Source organism: Rahnella inusitata, assembly GCF_003263515.1.
In the GTDB taxonomy this organism is placed as follows: domain Bacteria; phylum Pseudomonadota; class Gammaproteobacteria; order Enterobacterales; family Enterobacteriaceae; genus Rahnella; species Rahnella inusitata.
Genome location: NZ_JYDE01000019.1, coordinates 195,315 through 213,748 on the forward strand (window position 1 = coordinate 195,315; position 18,434 = coordinate 213,748).

At 55.0% G+C, this 18,434-nt stretch carries 14 protein-coding genes; 8 read left to right on the forward strand and 6 right to left on the reverse strand.

Features of this window, described 5'->3' with window-relative positions:
- Positions 1-150: 150 nt before the first annotated feature.
- Both TU92_RS12685 and crp read right to left on the reverse strand, forming a co-directional pair.
- Positions 151-2,220 carry a YccS/YhfK family putative transporter gene (locus TU92_RS12685; RefSeq protein WP_208640457.1) on the reverse strand — a complete coding sequence of 690 codons (2,070 nt, stop codon included), beginning with the start codon at positions 2,218-2,220 and terminating at the stop codon, positions 151-153.
- A 67-nt stretch (positions 2,221-2,287) separates the two neighbouring features.
- On the reverse strand, positions 2,288-2,920 hold the full coding sequence (gene crp, locus TU92_RS12690; RefSeq protein WP_056775291.1) for a cAMP-activated global transcriptional regulator CRP: 633 nt from the start codon (positions 2,918-2,920) through the stop codon (positions 2,288-2,290).
- A 361-nt stretch (positions 2,921-3,281) separates the two neighbouring features.
- On the opposite strand from crp, the gene TU92_RS12695 reads away from it, so the two are divergent.
- Positions 3,282-3,689, forward strand: coding sequence for an OsmC family protein (locus TU92_RS12695; protein ID WP_112167585.1), 408 nt, complete (start codon positions 3,282-3,284; stop codon positions 3,687-3,689).
- A 1-nt stretch (position 3,690) separates the two neighbouring features.
- Here TU92_RS12695 and TU92_RS12700 read toward each other — a convergent pair whose 3' ends face one another.
- Positions 3,691-4,599, reverse strand: a complete 909-nt coding sequence (locus tag TU92_RS12700; protein WP_112167586.1) for a LysR substrate-binding domain-containing protein — start codon at positions 4,597-4,599, stop codon at positions 3,691-3,693.
- Positions 4,600-4,814: 215 nt separating this feature from the next.
- Between TU92_RS12700 and TU92_RS12705 the strand changes: the two genes are divergently transcribed.
- Entirely contained in the window at positions 4,815-6,005 is a 1,191-nt protein-coding gene (locus TU92_RS12705) for an MFS transporter (RefSeq protein WP_112167587.1), read from the forward strand.
- Between the two features lie 15 nt (positions 6,006-6,020).
- Entirely contained in the window at positions 6,021-7,205 is a 1,185-nt protein-coding gene (locus tag TU92_RS12710) for an amidohydrolase (RefSeq protein ID WP_112167588.1), read from the forward strand.
- Between the two features lie 6 nt (positions 7,206-7,211).
- Here the strand turns inward: TU92_RS12710 and TU92_RS12715 are convergent, their stop codons facing one another.
- Together TU92_RS12715 and TU92_RS12720 are read right to left on the reverse strand one after the other, a co-directional pair.
- Positions 7,212-8,081: a phosphoribulokinase gene (locus tag TU92_RS12715; protein ID WP_112167589.1), complete on the reverse strand. Its 870-nt coding sequence runs from the start codon at positions 8,079-8,081 to the stop codon at positions 7,212-7,214.
- A 358-nt stretch (positions 8,082-8,439) separates the two neighbouring features.
- Positions 8,440-8,955, reverse strand: coding sequence for a gluconokinase (locus TU92_RS12720; RefSeq protein WP_112167590.1), 516 nt, complete (start codon positions 8,953-8,955; stop codon positions 8,440-8,442).
- Positions 8,956-9,201: 246 nt separating this feature from the next.
- On the opposite strand from TU92_RS12720, the gene gntT reads away from it, so the two are divergent.
- On the forward strand, positions 9,202-10,518 hold the full coding sequence (gntT, locus tag TU92_RS12725; RefSeq protein WP_112167591.1) for a gluconate transporter: 1,317 nt from the start codon (positions 9,202-9,204) through the stop codon (positions 10,516-10,518).
- A gap of 64 nt (positions 10,519-10,582) precedes the next feature.
- Here the strand turns inward: gntT and TU92_RS12730 are convergent, their stop codons facing one another.
- On the reverse strand, positions 10,583-11,176 hold the full coding sequence (locus tag TU92_RS12730; RefSeq protein WP_056775258.1) for a YhgN family NAAT transporter: 594 nt from the start codon (positions 11,174-11,176) through the stop codon (positions 10,583-10,585).
- Positions 11,177-11,391: 215 nt separating this feature from the next.
- On the opposite strand from TU92_RS12730, the gene asd reads away from it, so the two are divergent.
- The 4 genes from asd to glgC all read left to right on the forward strand — a co-directional run bounded on the left by asd (position 11,392) and on the right by glgC (position 18,399).
- Positions 11,392-12,495, forward strand: coding sequence for an aspartate-semialdehyde dehydrogenase (gene asd, locus TU92_RS12735; RefSeq protein WP_112167592.1), 1,104 nt, complete (start codon positions 11,392-11,394; stop codon positions 12,493-12,495).
- A 401-nt stretch (positions 12,496-12,896) separates the two neighbouring features.
- Entirely contained in the window at positions 12,897-15,080 is a 2,184-nt protein-coding gene (gene glgB / locus TU92_RS12740; protein ID WP_112167593.1) for a 1,4-alpha-glucan branching enzyme, read from the forward strand.
- Positions 15,080-17,098 (forward strand): glycogen debranching protein GlgX, encoded by a 2,019-nt coding sequence (gene glgX / locus TU92_RS12745; protein WP_112167594.1) that lies wholly within the window; start codon positions 15,080-15,082, stop codon positions 17,096-17,098. The genes glgB and glgX overlap by 1 nt, the downstream gene beginning before the upstream one ends.
- 23 nt (positions 17,099-17,121) lie before the next feature.
- On the forward strand, positions 17,122-18,399 hold the full coding sequence (gene glgC / locus TU92_RS12750; protein ID WP_112167595.1) for a glucose-1-phosphate adenylyltransferase: 1,278 nt from the start codon (positions 17,122-17,124) through the stop codon (positions 18,397-18,399).
- Positions 18,400-18,434 lie beyond the last annotated feature (35 nt).

An 18,434-nucleotide genomic window follows, 5' to 3' on the forward strand; every position in this document is an offset into this window, starting at 1 on the left:
ACCCTACATCCCATTTTAAATACGCAACCGAGAAAATTTCGGTTTCTCACTCGCAGTGATCACATGATTTTCTGCTCGGTGCCCTCCGCTGTGTTCCTCCCCCTTCGCAGGGGAGGAGCAAAGCACTACTCGGTCTGCCTCCAACCCCTTTCACGCCTTGCGCGTCAACCAGATCCCATGATGCGGTCTCTGCTTCCACGCCAGTGATGAAATTGTATGCATGACGCTCAGATGTGATATCACGCGCCGCAGATGGCGCTCCATCTCGGTCAGCGGCATATCCGGGTGTAACTCCGGAGCGTTGATGAGGGTGTTCTCGCTGCTCGGACCGTCGTAGATCAGCCGCTGCTGGCAGCTTTGCAGTGCGATTTCACAACTCTGCAAATACTCCGTCGCCAGAGCCTCCGGCAGCATGTAATGCTCGCGGGCCAGAATGGTCATGGCGTTGATGTGCTCGACCACAAACTGACTGTGCGTTACCCACAGACGCATATCTGCAAGATAATGCGAGTTAAATCCCGGTTCCTGCATTGCCTGATTCAGCGAGGTGAACAGCTTGTTATGCGCCTGATTGACCTGCATACGGGCATAGGCCAGTTTTACAGCGTCTGGATTATCTTGCAGGAGTAAGCGGATCGCATCCTGGTAGGTTGCCAGCGCCTGATGGGCATTTTGACGCAACAATCCGCTTTGCCACTGCGGCCATAGCCAGATAGTCCCGCCGAAGGCCAGTGCGCAGCCGATAAGCGTATCGATAAGCCTTGGCACCAGAAAGTGTACGCCGTTCATCGCCAGCAGTTGCAGCGTGTAGACCGCCGTGACCGTCATCCCGACCATCGCCAGCCCGTAGTTTTTACGCAGCACCGTGTACGACACCAGCGTCACCACCAGCATGCAGAACAAGGTAATGCCCTCAGGCAGCTCAAGTTTCAGCAATCCGGCGGCGATCAGTAATCCGGCCAGCGTGCCGAGCGCACGGTGCTGGATCCGCACGCGGGTGGCGTTGTAGCCGTTCTGGCTTACCAGCATGATGGTCAGCAAAATCCAGTAGGGTTTCGGCAGATTGAAGAACAAACCAAGACTGCTGCCGATCGCCAGAATAATGCCAAGCCGCGCTGCGTTGCGCAGGGCGATAGATTTGAAAGACAGATAACTTTTCAGCGCCAGCCAGAAAGGCAGACGCGGCTGAGAGTTCATCAGATCACGGCGGTACAGCGGGCGCTGGGTGCGCAGCAGGCGTGCAATGCGGCTGAAATGGTAATAGCAGAACTGGCCGACCGGATTTTCCGGATTGCGTGCGGCGATTTTTTCCAGCGCCGCCAATTCGTTGGCCATCGTGAAACGCGCTGACAGCCGGTGATAAAGAATGTCGTCGGCAATGACGCGCAGCCGGGCGGAAATCACCTGCGCATTGCGGCGGATCACCGCTTCGGCATGGCTTTCTTCCACCAGTTTTTGTACTTCTTCCGGTTGATGCAGGCTGACCGTGATGTGCTCCTGCAAATCCAGCGCCACCTGAAAACGCTGGAACAGTCGCTTGTGGTGATGATGATGGCCATGCTGCGGCAGCATGTGCAACTGCTGATAGAGCAGAGCAATAAGATCGATGACCTGCTGCTGACGCTTAAGCAGCGGCGGTAAGGCGGTTTCCGGATCGATATGCTGCGTCAGCAGGCTGTATTTGGCTTCGAAATAATCAGCCAGTTGCAGATAGAGCTGGCTGAGAGTTTCGCGCATCGGCTGCTCTTTGGAGATGCGAAACCACGCCCAGTTGAACAGGCCATACCAGGCAGTGCCTGCAGCGAACAGCGCGGGAGCCTGCCACATCGGCCTGACGCCGACCATGCTCAGGGTAAAGATGGTCGCCACCAGTGCGCCGGGCAACAGTCGCGCATGCAGCGGGCTGATTTCACCGGTGACGCCGAGCAGCAAAGCCAGCGAGAGCATGATGAGCGGCAGCGGGATGTGCCAGTTTTCCATCATCAGTTGCAGCAAGATACTGCTGATCGCAAACAGCGAACCACCAATGAAGAGACGTTTGAAGAAGCGTTTGTGCGGCGTATCAAGACCGGCGACGTTACAGCAGGCAGGGCAGAGGGAGAACAGCAAGCCCATTTGCAGATTCCCGAACAGCCAGCACAGGCCGACCGGCAAACATAACACCAGCGTCTGGCGCAGTGCGTAATTCACTTCGGGGTGATAAAACAGCCTTCTCCACAGCGTCATAGCGGAAGCTTAGCCCATAAAAAAGGCGCGACAGTAAGCTGCCGCGCCAATTTTTGAGGGATTAACGTGTGCCGTAGACGACAATCGTTTTACCGTGTGCGGAGATCAGGCTCTGATCTTCCAGCATTTTAAGAATGCGGCCGACGGTTTCACGAGAGCAACCGACGATCTGACCGATTTCCTGGCGGGTGATTTTAATCTGCATCCCGTCCGGGTGGGTCATTGCATCTGGCTGTTTGGCCAGATTCAGCAAGGTCTGAGCGATACGGCCCGTTACGTCGAGGAAAGCAAGGTTACCGACTTTCTCAGACGTCATTTGCAGACGGTTTGCCATCTGCGCGGAGAGGCGCATCAGAATGTCCGGGTTAACCTGAATCAGCTGGCGGAATTTTTTATAAGAAATTTCAGCCACTTCACAGGCAGTTTTAGCACGTACCCAGGCACTGCGTTCCTGACCTTCTTCGAAGAGTCCCAGCTCGCCGATGAAGTCACCTTGGTTAAGGTAGGAAAGTATCATCTCTTTGCCTTCTTCATCTTTAATCAGGACGGCAACCGACCCTTTCACGATGTAGTAAAGCGTTTCGGCTTTTTCACCTTGGTGAATCAGCGTACTTTTAGAAGGATACTTATGTATATGACAGTGAGACAGGAACCATTCAAGAGTCGGGTCTGTTTGTGGCTTGCCGAGAACCATTTGCTATTATCCTCTGTTATTATCGCTGCCCAAATTACAGGGCTCAGAGTTCCCTGTACGGCGTCTGAATATTAATGCGCCCTTTCAGCATATAGCTCTCCAGAAATGCTGCAAGCGGATGTCGGAGTGAAACCGGCTGTATATTGCCGTTATCACCTTGGGTTCTGTTCTTAAACCGCGAAAACCGTCACCGCAATTTGCTGGAAAGTATGTTTCGGCTTTGTTTGTAACACAGGTTTGCAATGCTGTCTTGTGTTGTCTCGCTTCAGCATGATGGCGATCGGGTTACGTTGCCAGTTTTTAGGTGAAAGGGTAGTCTGGGGTGGAAATTTGATTCTTAAGAGCGCCGGGAGATAAGCAAATGCACGCACGCGTAAAATGGGTGGAAGGTCTGACGTTTTTAGGTGAATCAGCGTCAGGGCATCAGGTTTTGATGGACGGCAATGCGGGCGATAAAGCCCCGAGCCCAATGGAAATGCTGCTGATGTCAGCGGGTGGCTGCAGCGCGATCGACGTGGTGTCGATTTTGCAAAAAGGCCGTAACGATGTTCGCGATTGTGAAGTAAAGCTGACGTCAGAACGTCGCGAAGAAGCGCCGCGTCTGTTCACGCACATCAATCTGCATTTTATCGTCACCGGCAAAGCATTGACCGATAAGATTGTAGAGCGCGCCGTCAGCCTCTCCGCCGAGAAATATTGTTCTGTTTCTCTGATGCTCGGCAAAGCGGCCACGATTACCCATAGTTTTGAAGTGATCGAAGCGGAATAAGTCATGACCAGTCATATGACTGGCACTGATTGCGCAGTAAATCCAAAAATCGCCGCGCGGCAAACGTCAGCGGCGATTTTTGCGAATAGAGCACGCAATATTCTGCCTGTGGCAGGGTGTCGATATTGAGCAGACACAGTTGCTCCTGCAAACCGAACGGCGCACGCATCGCCCGCGCCACGATGGTCAGATAGTCCGACTGCAACACCATATTCAGCCCGCACACCACCGAGTCGGTGCGCACCGGCGTTTCACTTCCCGCCTGATAAAACCCGTCCGCCAGTTGTAGCTGCTGGTAGTACCCCATATCCGTTTCCGGCAACACCCAGCGCGCATCCTGTAATTCTTCGAGCCGTGTGGCGTTGGCCAGCGGATGCCCGCGTCTGGCGATAATTCCGAACGGGGCGGTGAACAGCGGTTCACGCACCAGATCCTCCAGCGGAAATCCCGGTCCGGCGGTACCGATGGCGAAATCCAGTTTTCCTTCGCGCAGCGCGGGCAGCAGCACCGACAGCTGACCTTCTTTGATCAACAACTTTGACTGCGGAAACTGGGTTTTGAATTCCCCGTTCAGCGCCGGAAATACCGTCAGCGCCAGCAGCGACGAAAACCCGATCGCCACCGAGCCTTGCGAATACTGATTAATCTGCTGGATTTCTTCAGCGGCGCGCTCCAGTTCTTCGAGGATGAACTGCATCCGCTGGGCGAAAGCGCGGCCAGTTTCGGTCAGCGCCATCCCCTGATTGCCGCGCACGATAAGCTGCGTATCGAGCGTTTGCTCCAGCTCGCGCAGCGTTCTGCTGACCGCTGGCTGCGACTGATTCATCGCCCGCGCCGCGCCGCGAATACTGCCGCTGCGGATAACCTGCTGGAAAACCTTTAGTTGCTGAAGTTTCGGTAAATAGCGCATGACGTCCTCTCGTTAATCATTCAAAACGCCCTATCAGTAAAAAGCATCACCTGCCTAAAAATTGCATCTTATGGCGTGGCTGTAAAGCTGATAGCGTCAGTCTTGTTATAAATAATGCGTTGTTATTCAGTTGATTACGTGACGCATGTCGCATTTTATCTTTCGCCCGACAGTGAGAACCTCTGACACGGTGATAACAAAAAGGGATATCCGCTATGAAAAGTCGTTCCCTGATGATTTTCCTGCTGTTTGTCGGCTATGTGGTGGTGTATATCGACAAAACGGTGATGGGCTTCGCGCTGCTGCCAATCGAGCGCGAATTTAATCTGCAACCAGAGCAACTGGGATATATCACCGGGATTTTCTTCCTGGCGTATTCGCTGTTTCAAATCCCTGCGGGCTGGCTGAACGACCGCTTCGGTTATAAAAAAGTGCTGGCACTGTCGCTGTGCCTGCTCGGTGGATTTGCGTTATGTTTCGGCGTGTTAGGATTCAGCCTCGGCCTGCTGGTGACATTCCGCTTTCTGTCGGGTATTGGCCATTCGGGTTATCCCTCGTCGTGCGCCAAAGCGGTGGTGTCGAATTTCGCCGTGGAAAAACGTACGTTTGCACAGTCCATTTTGCTCTCCTCCGCCGGGCTGGCGATGACTGCCGGGCCGCTGATTGCGGTCTTTGCGTTGGACAGCGTCGGCTGGCGTGGCTCATTTTCGATTCTCGGGCTGATGGCGTTCGTGATTGCCGCCGCGATTATTGTCTTCGTGCCGAATCCACCTGCAGCACAACCCCGCTCCGGCGCGGTGACCGGCTACCGCGATCTGCTGAAAAACCCGATCGTCCTGCTGCTGTTCGTCTCCATTTTCTGCATCAACATTCCTTCCTACGGCCTGATGGCGTGGTTGCCGAAATATCTGGTGCAGCAGCGCGGTATGTCGCTCGACGTCTCCGGCATGGTGGTGGCCACCGGCGGGCTCGGCATCTGGATTTCGTCGCTGGCGACCGGCTGGCTGGTGGGGCGCTACATGCAAGGCAATGAACCGAAGGTTATTTTCTGCTGCGCGCTGCTCAGCGCCCTGTGCATCTGGCTGGTGTATACCTCAACGTCTGCGGTGACCGCCGGTCTCTTCCTTTTCCTCGGCTACATTTTCCTGATGGCGGCGTTCGTCACTGTTTTCACGCTGCCGATGAAACGCCTGCCTTCAGAAGTCATGGGCGCTGCAATGGGGATAATTAATACCGGCGGTACGCTCGGCGGATTTGTGGCGCCGATTGCGATGGGATATTTGATCACCGTTAGTCACGGATATCTCTCAACATTTGTTTTTCTGGCGCTGGCGATGGTGGTGGCCGGTCTGGCGATCCTGCCGCTGGCGATGAAACCGCGCGCAACGCTGCGTGATGCGGCTTAACTGAGGAGAAGTGTGATGACTATTAATTTCGATGCGATGCTGGCTGAGGTCAAAACAGACGTGTTGCGCTGGCGCAGACATATTCATGCTCATCCTGAGCTGTCATTTCAGGAGCATAAAACCGCAGATTATATCGCTCAACAGCTGGAAAGCTTCGGCGGTCTGGTTCTGACACGCCTGACGCCCAACAGCGTGGTGGCGGATTTACAGGGCGCACATCCGGGGCCGAGATATGCCCTGCGGGCGGATATCGACGCCTTACCGATTCAGGAAGAAAACGACGAGCCGTTCTGTTCGACAGTGCCGGGCGTCATGCACGCCTGCGGCCATGATGCGCACACCGCGATGCTGCTGGGCGCGGCGAAAGTGCTGACGCAGTGTCAGTCCGCGCTGCACGGTTCGGTGCGATTCATCTTTCAGCACGCCGAGGAGCTGCCACCGGGCGGCGCGCAGGAGCTGGTGGAGTTAGGTGTGCTCGACGGCGTGGAGAAAATCTTTGGCCTGCACGTAATGCCTAATTCTCCGACGGGCGAAGTCGGTCTGAAAGAGGGCGTTTTCTGCGCCTCCACCGATAATTTCGACATCACCATTACCGGCAAAGGCGGCCATGGTTCAATGCCGCATCTGTGCATCGATCCGGTCGTGATTGGTGCGGAAGTGGTGACGGCGTTGCAAAACGTGGTGGCGCGCCGCATTGATCCGCTTCAGGTGCCGGTGTTGACTATCGCGACCTTCCAGACTGGCGAAAGCTATAACGTCATTCCTGAGCGCGTGAAGCTGGCCGGGACGCTGCGCACTCATCACAGTGGCGTGCGCGAGCAGGTACCGCAGCTGATGGAGCAGATTATTGCGGGGATTACCGCGGCGCACGGGGCGCAGTATGAGATTCACTGGACGCGCGGCTACGTCAATGGCGATAACCATCCCGACGCCTGTGCGATTGCGCGTCAGGTGATTGTTAAAACGCTGGGTGCGGGGGCGCTGCGTGAAGTGTCAGAACCGCTGTTTGGCGGTGAAGATTTCTCGTCTTATCAGCAAAAAGTGCCGGGCTGCTTCCTGTTTATCGGCAGCGGTAACGAGAAAATCGGCGCGACTTATGGCGTGCATAACCCGCGTTTCCGCCTCGACGAAGAGGCATTGCAAATCGGCGTGAAACTGCACGTCGGTTTCATTCAGCAGTTGCTGATGAATGACGCCTGATCCCGCTTACTCGATTTTCTTCCCTTCCATCAGGCGCTGCACCAGCGGCGCCATAATCAGCTCCATCGCCAGCCCCATTTTGCCGCCCGGTACTACCAGCGTTTTGATATGTGAAATAAATGAGCCCTGCAACATCGCCAGCAGATACGGGAAATCAATGTCGTCGAGACCCTGAAAGTGGATCACCACGAAGCTTTCATCCAGTGACGGAATGGCTTTGGCGGCAAACGGGTTTGAGGTATCGATGGTCGGCACACGCTGGAAGTTGATGTGCGTGCGGGAAAACTGCGGGGTGATGTAGCTGATATAATCGTCCATCGACCGCACCACTGAATCCATCACCGCCTCGCGGGAATGGCCGCGTTCGCCGGTATCGCGCACCAGTTTCTGGATCCACTCAAGGTTAACGATTGGGACCACACCCACCAGTAAATCAACCTGCGCGGCGACGTCAATTTTGTCCGCGACCACACCGCCGTGCAGCCCCTCGTAGAATAAAATGTCGGTTGGCTCAGGCAGTGCCTGCCACGGCGTAAAGGTCCCCGGCACCTGATTGTAAGGAACGGCTTCGTCATAAGTATGCAAATATTTGCGCGAACGCCCGGTACCGGTCTGGCCGTATTCTATAAAGCTTTTTTCCAGCAGACCGAAGTCATTGGCTTCCGGCCCGAAATAGCTGATATGACGCCCCAGATCGCGCGCCTTACGGATCGCCGCATCCATCTCAGGGCGGGTGAAATGATGAAAACTGTCGCCTTCCAGCTCGGCCGCGCGCAGGCCAAGCTGTTGGAATATCTTACGAAAAGCCAGGCTGGTGGTGGTGGTGCCTGCACCGCTCGAACCGGTGACTGCAATAACAGGATGTTTGGCTGACATAATGCGCTTTTCTCCATAAAGGTGATGCTGGCAGGCGTGTCGCGGTCTTTTCTGTGGTCGAAGACCTGGCGTCCACGCTGCGCATAATTACGCCTATTGTTACCATATTTATTCGAGAAGTGACAGGCGACCGCCGGTTATTTCAGCGACCTGGATTGCGGGTTGGGTCTGTTGACCGACGACTAACATAAATAAAATAAAATCAATGCGATAAACAAAATCATGGAAAGCTAAATCTGATGAAAGGAATTAAATATCGGCAGAGCAAGGCGGGAGGTGATTTTTAATGCATAAAAAAATCCGTAATCGCATCAACGTATTACGGATTTTCATAAAGACCGTTGTGGGAGGCAAAAAACTACTTCTTCACCGTCTTCAGCGCGGCCACGCAGCGATCGACCACGCCGTCGAACTTATGATCGATATTGACGCGCAGGACATCTGGTTCGTCTTCGCCTGGCTCTTCGAGCGCATCGAACTGGCTTCTCAGTAGTTCGGTCGGCATGAAGTGCCCGGCGCGCGCTTTCAGGCGATCGGCGATCACGTCAAAACTGCCTTTCATGTAGATGAATACCATGCCTTCATTGTCTTTACGCAGCGCATCGCGATAGCGGCGTTTCAGGGCAGAACAGACAATGACGCCGGTTTCGTTTTTATGGCGCAGGCTGTAGGCCGCATCGTTTAAGCGTAACAACCAGGGTGCACGATCGTCGTCGTTCAGTGGTGTGCCGCTGGCCATCTTTTGAATATTGGCGCGGGGATGAAGATCATCACCGTCGATGAATTTCGCGTTGATTTCTCGGGCCAGTGCCGCGCCGACGGTGGATTTACCGCTGCCTGACACGCCCATCAGAATGATGCTTTGTCCTGCCATAAGTATGATCTCTATCCCAAAATGAAAATTTTGACTGCGTAGTGAGTCCTAATATTAGCATGTTACCGGTATCATGATACCGGTAACAAATGGAGATGTGACTAATATCACAAAGGAATGCACTGCTGTTTTAGCGGTCGCGGTCTGTACCCGTTGCACTGTTAATTCCTACAACATGTTGAAAATTAAAAACAATGCGTCGCTCATTGGATTACTGCACCAGAGCGACAGCATGAGGGGAAGAATATGCCACTAATTATTGTAGCGGTGGGCGTCGCACTGCTCTTATTACTGATGATTCGGTTCAAGCTCAACGGCTTCATCGCACTGATTCTGGTCGCGCTGGCGGTGGGCATCATGCAAGGCATGCCGGTCGATAAAGTCATTACCTCCATTAAAAATGGGGTCGGCGGTACGCTGGGCAGTCTGGCGCTGATCATGGGCTTTGGTGCCATGCTCGGTAAAATGCTGGCCGACTGCGGGGGTGCACAACGGATTGCCACCACGCTTATCGAGAAATTTGGTCGTGAACACATTCAGTGGGCGATCGTGCTGACCGGTTTTATCGTCGGTTTTGCGCTGTTCTATGAAGTGGGCTTCGTTCTTATGTTGCCGCTGGTGTTTACCGTCGCCGCAGCTGCGCGTCTGCCGCTGCTGTATGTCGGCGTGCCGATGGCGGCGGCGTTATCCGTCACCCACGGTTTCCTGCCTCCGCATCCGGGGCCGACGGCAATTGCCACTATCTTCCACGCCGATATGGGCAAAACGCTGTTATACGGTTCACTGCTGGCGGTACCAACGGTGATTCTGGCCGGGCCGGTGTATGCGCGCTTCCTGAAAGGGATCGATAAACCGGTGCCAGAAGGTCTGTTCAATCCAAAAACCTTTACGGAACAAGAGATGCCAAGTTTTGGCGTCAGCGTTGCGACGTCTCTGGTGCCGGTCATTCTGATGGCGTTCCGCGCCGTCTGCGAAATGATCCTGCCGAAGGGCCATCCCGTGCTGGCGTACGCTGAATTCTTCGGCGACCCGGTGATGGCAACGCTGATTGCAGTGCTCATCGCTATCTTCACCTTCGGCCTGAACCGTGGCCGTAAGATGGAAGACGTGATGGCGACGGTCAGTGATTCCATCAAAATTATTGCCATGATGCTGTTGATCATTGGCGGTGGCGGTGCGTTCAAACAGGTGCTGGTCGACAGCGGTATCGAGAAATATATCGCCGCAATGATGGACGGCAGTACGTTGTCGCCAATCCTGCTGGCGTGGTCGATCGCTGCGGTGCTGCGTATTGCGCTGGGTTCTGCCACGGTAGCAGCGATTACGGCAGGCGGTATTGCTGCGCCACTTATCGCCACTACCGGCGTCAGCCCTGAGCTGATGGTGATCGCCGTCGGTTCCGGCAGCGTGATTTTCTCACACGTGAACGATCCGGGCTTCTGGCTGTTCAAGGAATATTTCAACCTGAGCATCGTCGAAACCTTTAAATCCTGGTCCGTCCTGGAAACCATTATTTCCCTGTGCGGCCTCGGCGGATGTTTGTTGCTGTCGATGGTGGTGTGACAGGAAAACGACAGTAATAAAAAAGGCGAGCCAACCGGCTCGCCTTTTTCGTTTCTGACATCGGCTAAATCTTCAAATACGCCCTGATCCCATCGAGGAACATCTGGGTCGAAAGCATAACCAGAATCAGGCCCATCAGGCGTTCGAGAGCGCTGACGCCCTTGTCGCCGAGCAGGCGCAGGAACAGGTTCGACAGCAGCAAGATTGCCATCGACAGGCCCCAGGCGATAAACAATGCCAGCGTCAGGTGGCTCATCTGGTTCGGATATTGGTGCGAGAGCAGCATCAGCGTGGCGAGAATCGACGGACCGGCGACCAGCGGGATGGCCATCGGCACGAGGAAAGGTTCTTCCCCCGCGGATAGACCGGTACTGCTCTTCTCTTCGGACGGGAAAATCATTTTGATGGCGATCAGAAACAGAATGATGCCGCCGGAAATCGAGACGGTTTCAGTGCGCAGATTCAGGAACGACAGGATTTTTTCCCCGGCGAACAGGAAAATCAGCATCAGCAGCAGGGCAATCAGCATTTCGCGGATCAGCACCACGCGACGGCGTTTCGGGTCGAGATGTTTTAACACTGACATGAAAATCGGTAAATTGCCCAGCGGATCCATAATTAAAAACAGCAAGATGGTTGCTGAAATCATTTCGGTCATGACTACCTCAGAATGATAAAACGCCTGTTATAAGTTGTGCTGCTATTAAACGCTGCACTATTGATTAAATTCACTTGCCACTTCTAGTACATTTTGTAAGGTGGTAGACCAGCGCGGAAACAGAGCATGGCGCATCACAAAAAAGCGCCAACTTAGTGCAAACGCGTGTTCAAGCAGTTTTACACAGCTATCACCCTCAGGGCAGGACAGTCATTATGAAAAATGTAGGTTTCGTTGGTTGGCGCGGGATGGTCGGTTCTGTACTCATGCAACGCATGATTGAAGAACGCGATTTCGACGCTATCCGTCCGGTATTCTTCTCCACCTCTCAGCACGGTCAGGCCGCTCCGGACTTTACGGGTCAGACTGGCACCTTGCAGGATGCTTATGATCTGGACGCACTGAGTGCGCTGGACATTATCATCACCTGTCAGGGCGGCGATTATACCAATGAAATCTATCCGAAGCTGCGTGAAATCGGTTGGTCAGGCTACTGGATCGACGCAGCATCCTCTCTGAGAATGAAGGATGACGCGATAATCATCCTCGACCCGGTTAACAGCGCAGTGATCCATCAGGGCATCGATAAAGGCATTAAAACCTTTGTTGGCGGTAACTGTACCGTCAGCCTGATGCTGATGTCCCTTGGCGGCCTGTTCGCTAACGACCTGATTGAGTGGGCGTCGGTTGCGACCTATCAGGCGGCTTCCGGCGGCGGCGCGCGTCACATGCGCGAGCTGCTGACCCAAATGGGTATGCTGCACAACAGCGTGGCGAAGGAGCTGGAAAACCCGGCATCTGCCATCCTGGATATCGAACGTAAAGTCACCGCGCTGACCCGCAGTGGCACGTTGCCGACCGATAACTTCGGCGTTCCGCTGGCCGGTGGTCTGATCCCGTGGATCGACAAGCAGCTCGATAACGGCCAGACCAAAGAAGAGTGGAAAGGTCAGGCGGAAACCAACAAAATTCTCGGTACCTCGAGCATCATTCCGGTAGACGGTCTGTGTGTCCGTATCGGCGCACTGCGCTGCCATAGCCAGGCGTTCACCCTGAAACTGAAAAAAGACGTGTCGATCCCTGAAATAGAGCAAATGCTGGCGACGCACAACGACTGGGTTCGCGTGATCCCGAACGACCGTGAACTGTCGATGCGCGAACTGACTCCGGCCGCGGTGACAGGCACGATGAACACGCCGGTCGGCCGTCTGCGTAAGCTAAATATGGGCCCACAATATCTGTCTGCGTTCACCGTCGGTGACCAGCTGCTGTGGGGCGCGGCAGAGCCTTTACGCCGTATGTTACGCATTCTTTTGTAAGCCGCCCGTTTACGGCCAGCGGCGCCGTTTTCAACTCAACGGGACACCAGCACGGTGTCCCGTTTTTGTTTCAGTCATCAATCACTTCACCGTTTATCCGCATTTTGCCAGCGCATCTCTCTGTATTTCATTTTGAGATAAATTCCTCGGTTTCTTCCCGCTGAATTCTTCAACCTTTGTCTATGCTTAGTAGAAGAGCTAAGCCTCTTTGAGAAGCTGAAACAGACACTTATTTAGAAAGTGTGAGCACAGGCGCAATCGCGCACCTTTTGGCAAAACTGAAACCGGACGAGATCACAAAGCAACGATAAAAAGGGGAGCACACTGGGATCACGTTTCGCATTGAGTACCTGAATGATTTTATTGGATTTATTGATTTAATTAATCATAGGACGAAATTCATGTCTGTACTTCCCGATCAGCACGTCATTAATCAAATTATATCGGGTCACTACGCTGATCCTTTTTCTCTGCTGGGGATGCACGCCGTCGCCGCCGGGCTGGAAGTGCGCGCACTGCTGCCGGATGCCGATCAGGTCTGGGTGATTGATGCAGAGAAAGGTAAAAAAGTTGTCGAACTGCGTCGCATTGACGATCGCGGTTTTTTTGTCGGCCTGATACCGCGCCGTAAGAATTTCTTTCGCTATCAGCTGGAAGTGCACTGGGGCGAAAACGTCCATGTGATTGACGATGCCTACCGTTTCGGCACGCTGTTGCAGGAGCTGGATATCTGGCTCCTGTCCGAAGGTACGCACCTACGGCCTTACGAAAAACTGGGCGCGCATCTGCAAACGCTCGATAACGTCGCGGGCGTCAGCTTTGCGGTCTGGGCACCGAACGCCCAACGCATTTCGGTGGTCGGTGAATTCAACTTCTGGGATGGCCGCCGCCACCCGATGCGTCAGCGTCGCGAAAACGGCATCTGGGAATTGTTCATCCCGGCGGTGAGCGAAGGTCAGCTGTATAAATTCGAAATTATCGACTGTCACGGCAATGTCAGCCTGCGCGCTGACCCCTACGCGTTTGAAGCGCAGATGCGCCCGGAAACCGCCTCCTGCGTTCGAAAACTGCCGGACATCGTGCCGTTTTCACAAACGCGCAAGGAGGCCAATGCGCTGAACCAGCCAGTGTCAGTATACGAAGTGCATCTGGGATCCTGGCGTCGTCATACCGACGACAACTTCTGGCTGAGCTACGGTGAGCTGGCGGAACAGCTGGTGTCCTACGCCAGGTGGATGGGCTTTACCCACATCGAACTGATGCCAGTGAATGAGCACCCGTTCGATGGCAGCTGGGGCTATCAGCCGCTCGGGATGTATGCGCCGACCCGCCGCTTCGGCACGCCGCAAGATTTTAAAGCGCTGGTGGATGCCGCGCATAACGCCGGTCTGAACGTGATCCTCGACTGGGTGCCTGGGCATTTCCCCAGTGATTCCCACGGTCTGGCCGAATTCGACGGCACCGCGCTGTACGAATATGCCGATCCGCGCGAGGGTTACCATCAGGACTGGAACACGCTGATTTATAACTATGGCCGTCACGAAGTACGCAACTATCTGGCGGGGAATGGTTTTTACTGGATCGAGCGTTTCGGCATTGATGGCCTGCGCGTCGATGCCGTCGCCTCAATGATTTACCGCGATTACAGCCGCAAAGCCGGTGAGTGGATCCCTAATTATTACGGCGGCCGCGAAAATCTCGAAGCCATCGCCTTCCTGAAATACACCAACCAGACCATCGGTCGCGAGCTCGGTGGCGCTGTGACGCTGGCCGAGGAATCCACCGATTATCCGGGCGTCACCATGCCGCCGGATGCCAACGGGCTGGGCTTTCACTACAAGTGGAATATGGGCTGGATGAACGACTCGCTGAAATACATGCAGCTTGATCCTGTTCACCGCAAATACCATCACAATCTCATGACGTTCGGCGTACTTTACGCCTACAGCGAAAACTTCATTCTGCCGCTGTCGCACGATGAAGTGGTGCACGGTAAAAAATCCCTGATCGACAAAATGCCCGGCGATGCCTGGCAGAAGTTCGCCAACCTGCGTGCTTATTATGGCTTTATGTGGGCGCATCCGGGTAAAAAACTTCTGTTTATGGGCTGCGAGTTTGCGCAGGGGCGCGAGTGGAATTTCAACGCCAGCCTTGACTGGCATCTGCTTGACGATCCGAATGGCTGGCACGCCGGTGTTCAGCATTTGGTGCGCGATCTCAACCATACGTATCGCGACAACGCGCCGTTGTATGAGCTGGATTTCAATCCGCGCGGTTTTGAATGGTTGGTGGTCGACGATCACGCCAACTCGATTTTTGCCTTTGCCCGCCGCGATGAAAACGCCGGTGAGGTGATTGTCATCAGTAATTTCACGCCGGTTCCGCGCTCCGACTACCGCATTGGCATCAGCCGACCGGGGGTGTATCGCGAAATTCTTAACACCGATTCGCATTTCTACCACGGCAGCAACGTCGGCAACGCCGGCGCAGTCCACAGTGAAAATATCAGCCAGCATCAGCGTGAACATTCGATAAGCGTGACCATTCCGCCACTGGCGACGGTCTATTTGCGAAGGGAGCCGTAATGAAGCAGCTTGAGCCCGGTCAGCCCGCGCCCTTTGGTGCGCATCTCAGAGATAACGGCGTTAATTTTTGCCTGTATTCCGCACATGCGGAAAAAGTGGAGTTATGTCTGTTTGATGAGACCGGGAGCGAGCAGCATCTGCCGCTTAACGCACGCACGGGCAATCTCTGGCACGGTTTTTTACCCGGTGCCAAAGCCGGACAGCGTTACGGGTACCGGGTTTACGGGCCGTTCGATCCGAAAAAAGGCCACCGCTTTAACCCGAAAAAAGTGCTGATCGACCCCAGCGCGCGGGCGATTGACGGTGTACTGCTCGACAACGCGCGCTTCACCGGCGGCGTCGATGCGCCGGATGACCGCGACAGCGCGGTAGTCGCGCCGAAATCAGTGGTCGTTGCCGGTAAATTTGACTGGGAAGAAGACAAACCACCCGCCACGCCGTGGGGCAATACCGTGATTTACGAAGCGCACGTGCGCGGCCTGACCCGTCAGCATCCGCATATTCCGGCGGCATTGCGCGGCACTTACGCCGGACTGGCGCATCCGGTCATGCTCGAGTATTTACAGCATCTGGGCGTAACCGCCATCGAGCTTTTACCGGTGCAACATCACGCAGACGAACCGCGCCTGCAACGCCTTGGCCTGACGAATTACTGGGGCTATAACGTGCTGGCTCCCTGCGCCGTCGACCCGCGCTATGCCAGCGGTCTGGGCGGTGTTTCGGCGCTGAGCGAATTTAAATCGGCGGTGAAAGCGCTGCATCAGGCGGGGATCGAAGTGATCCTCGACGTTGTGTTTAACCACAGCGCTGAACTGGCTATCGACGGGCCCTTTATCTCGTTTCGCGGTATCGACAACGCCAGCTGGTACTGGCTGAACGAAGACGGTTCCGACAACAACATGACCGGCTGCGGCAATTCACTGCGGCTGGTGGACGAAGAAGTGATCGCCTGGACGCTTGACTGCCTGCGCTACTGGGTGCGCGAATGTCACGTAGACGGCTTTCGGTTCGATTTGGCGACGTTGCTCGGCAGAACGCCGGAGTTCACCGCCCAGTCGCCGCTGTTCGAGGCCATTAAGCAGGACCCGGTGCTCTCGCAGGTGAAGCTTATTGCAGAACCCTGGGATATCGGCACAGGCGGTTATCAGCTGGGGAATTTTCCGGCCCCGTTTGCCGAATGGAATGACGTATGGCGCGATGAGATGCGTCAGTTCTGGTTGCACGGCGATATCTCGATCGGAAAGTTTGCCGGTCGCGTTGCGGCGTCAGCGGATAAGTTCGACCCAACACAGCGCGCGCCTTACGCCAGCATCAACATGCTCACCGCGCACGACGGCTTCACATTGCGTGATGTCGTGAGTTTTAACGATAAACATAACCAGGCCAACGGCGAAGAAAATCGTGATGGCCATAACGAGAACTTCAGCCAAAACCACGGCGAGGAAGGGCTGGAAGCTTCTGCAGATGTTTTGCAGCAGCGCCGGCTCAGCCAGCGTGCGCTGCTGGCGACGCTGTTTTTGTCACAGGGCACGCCGATGTTGCTGGCCGGTGACGAGCACGGCAACAGCCAGCTGGGTAACAACAACGCTTACTGTCAGGACAATCCGCTCACCTGGCTCAACTGGGAAAATGCGGATGAAAGCCTGACGGCCTACGTTTGTGCGCTGATTGCGCTGCGCCGGAAAATTCCTGCGTTAACGCAAAACCGCTGGTGGCAGGACGACAGCGGCGACGTGCAATGGCTCAACCAAGAGGGGCAATCGATGAGCATTGGCGACTGGGAGCATGGGCCGCAGCAATGGCTGCAAATTCGCCTGTCACAGCGCTGGCTGCTTATCGTGAATGCTTCTCTGCACGATGTTGACTTGCAACTGCCACCGGGAAACTGGCAGCCGGTTGCGCCCTTCAACAGCGTGCTTTTTGACGAGGAACCCCGACGCGTCATGGAAGGCTCGCAATGGCGGGCAGCAGCGAAAACCCTCTGTGTCCTACAAGATGTCACTCCACAGAGCCGGTAACTATAAAAATGAAGGAGTCAGATATGGCGACATTAGATAACCGGGATCCGGTCATGCTGGCGCGACAATTGCCGCTGAAATCCGTGGCGTTGATCCTTGCCGGGGGACGTGGTTCACGATTGAAAGATTTAACTGCAACCCGGGCCAAACCTGCCGTTCACTTTGGCGGGAAATTCCGCATCATTGATTTTGCCCTGTCGAATTGCCTGAACTCGGGCATCCGGCGCATCGGCGTTATCACGCAATATCAGTCTCACACGCTGGTGCAGCACATTCAGCGCGGCTGGTCTTTCCTCAATGAGGAAATGAACGAGTTTGTGGATCTGCTTCCGGCGCAGCAGCGCCACAGCACCGAGCACTGGTACAAAGGCACTGCCGATGCGGTGTATCAGAATCTGGATATTATCCGCCGCTATGACGCCGAATTCGTGGTGATCCTGGCCGGTGATCATATCTACAAAATGGATTACTCGCGGATGCTGATCGACCACGTGCAGAAGGGCGGTGAATGTACCGTCGCCTGCCTTGCGGTGCCGATTGCTGAGGGCAGCGAGTTTGGCGTGATGGACGTCAGTGATGACTATCACATCAAAAGTTTTGTCGAGAAACCGCAAAATCCGCCGCCGATGCCGGGTCATCCCGACATGGCGCTGGCGAGTATGGGCATCTACATTTTTAATGCGGACTATCTGTTTCAGATCCTCGAAGAAGATATGGCGGACGAAGGCTCCAGCCACGATTTCGGTAAGGACCTGATCCCGAAACTGACGGCGCAGGGCGTGGCGCGGGCGCATCCGTTCAGCCTCTCGTGCGTGACGCAGAACGAAGAATTACCGCCGTACTGGCGCGATGTCGGCACGCTGGACGCTTACTGGCGCGCCAATCTGGATCTGGCGTCGGTCACGCCTGAACTGGACATGTATGACCGCAACTGGCCGATCCGCACGCACATGGAACCGCTGCCGCCGGCCAAATTTGTGCAGGATCGTTCGGGCAGCCACGGCATGACCATGAACTCGCTGGTGGCCGGAGGTTGCATCGTGTCTGGCTCGGTGGTGGTGCATTCAGTGCTGTTCCCCCGTGTGAGAATCAATTCTTTCTGCAATATTGATTCAACGATTATTTTGCCGGATGTGAACGTCGGGCGTTCCTGCCGTTTGCGTAAATGTGTGATCGACCGTGCGTGTCAGATCCCCGAAGGCATGGTGATTGGTGAGAACGCCGATGAAGACAGCCGCCGCTTTTACCGTTCCGAAGGCGGTGTGGTGCTGGTAACGCGCGCGATGCTGGCGAAGCTGTGATGTTGGCCAAAGCCTAAACGGACTTTTTAGAACAG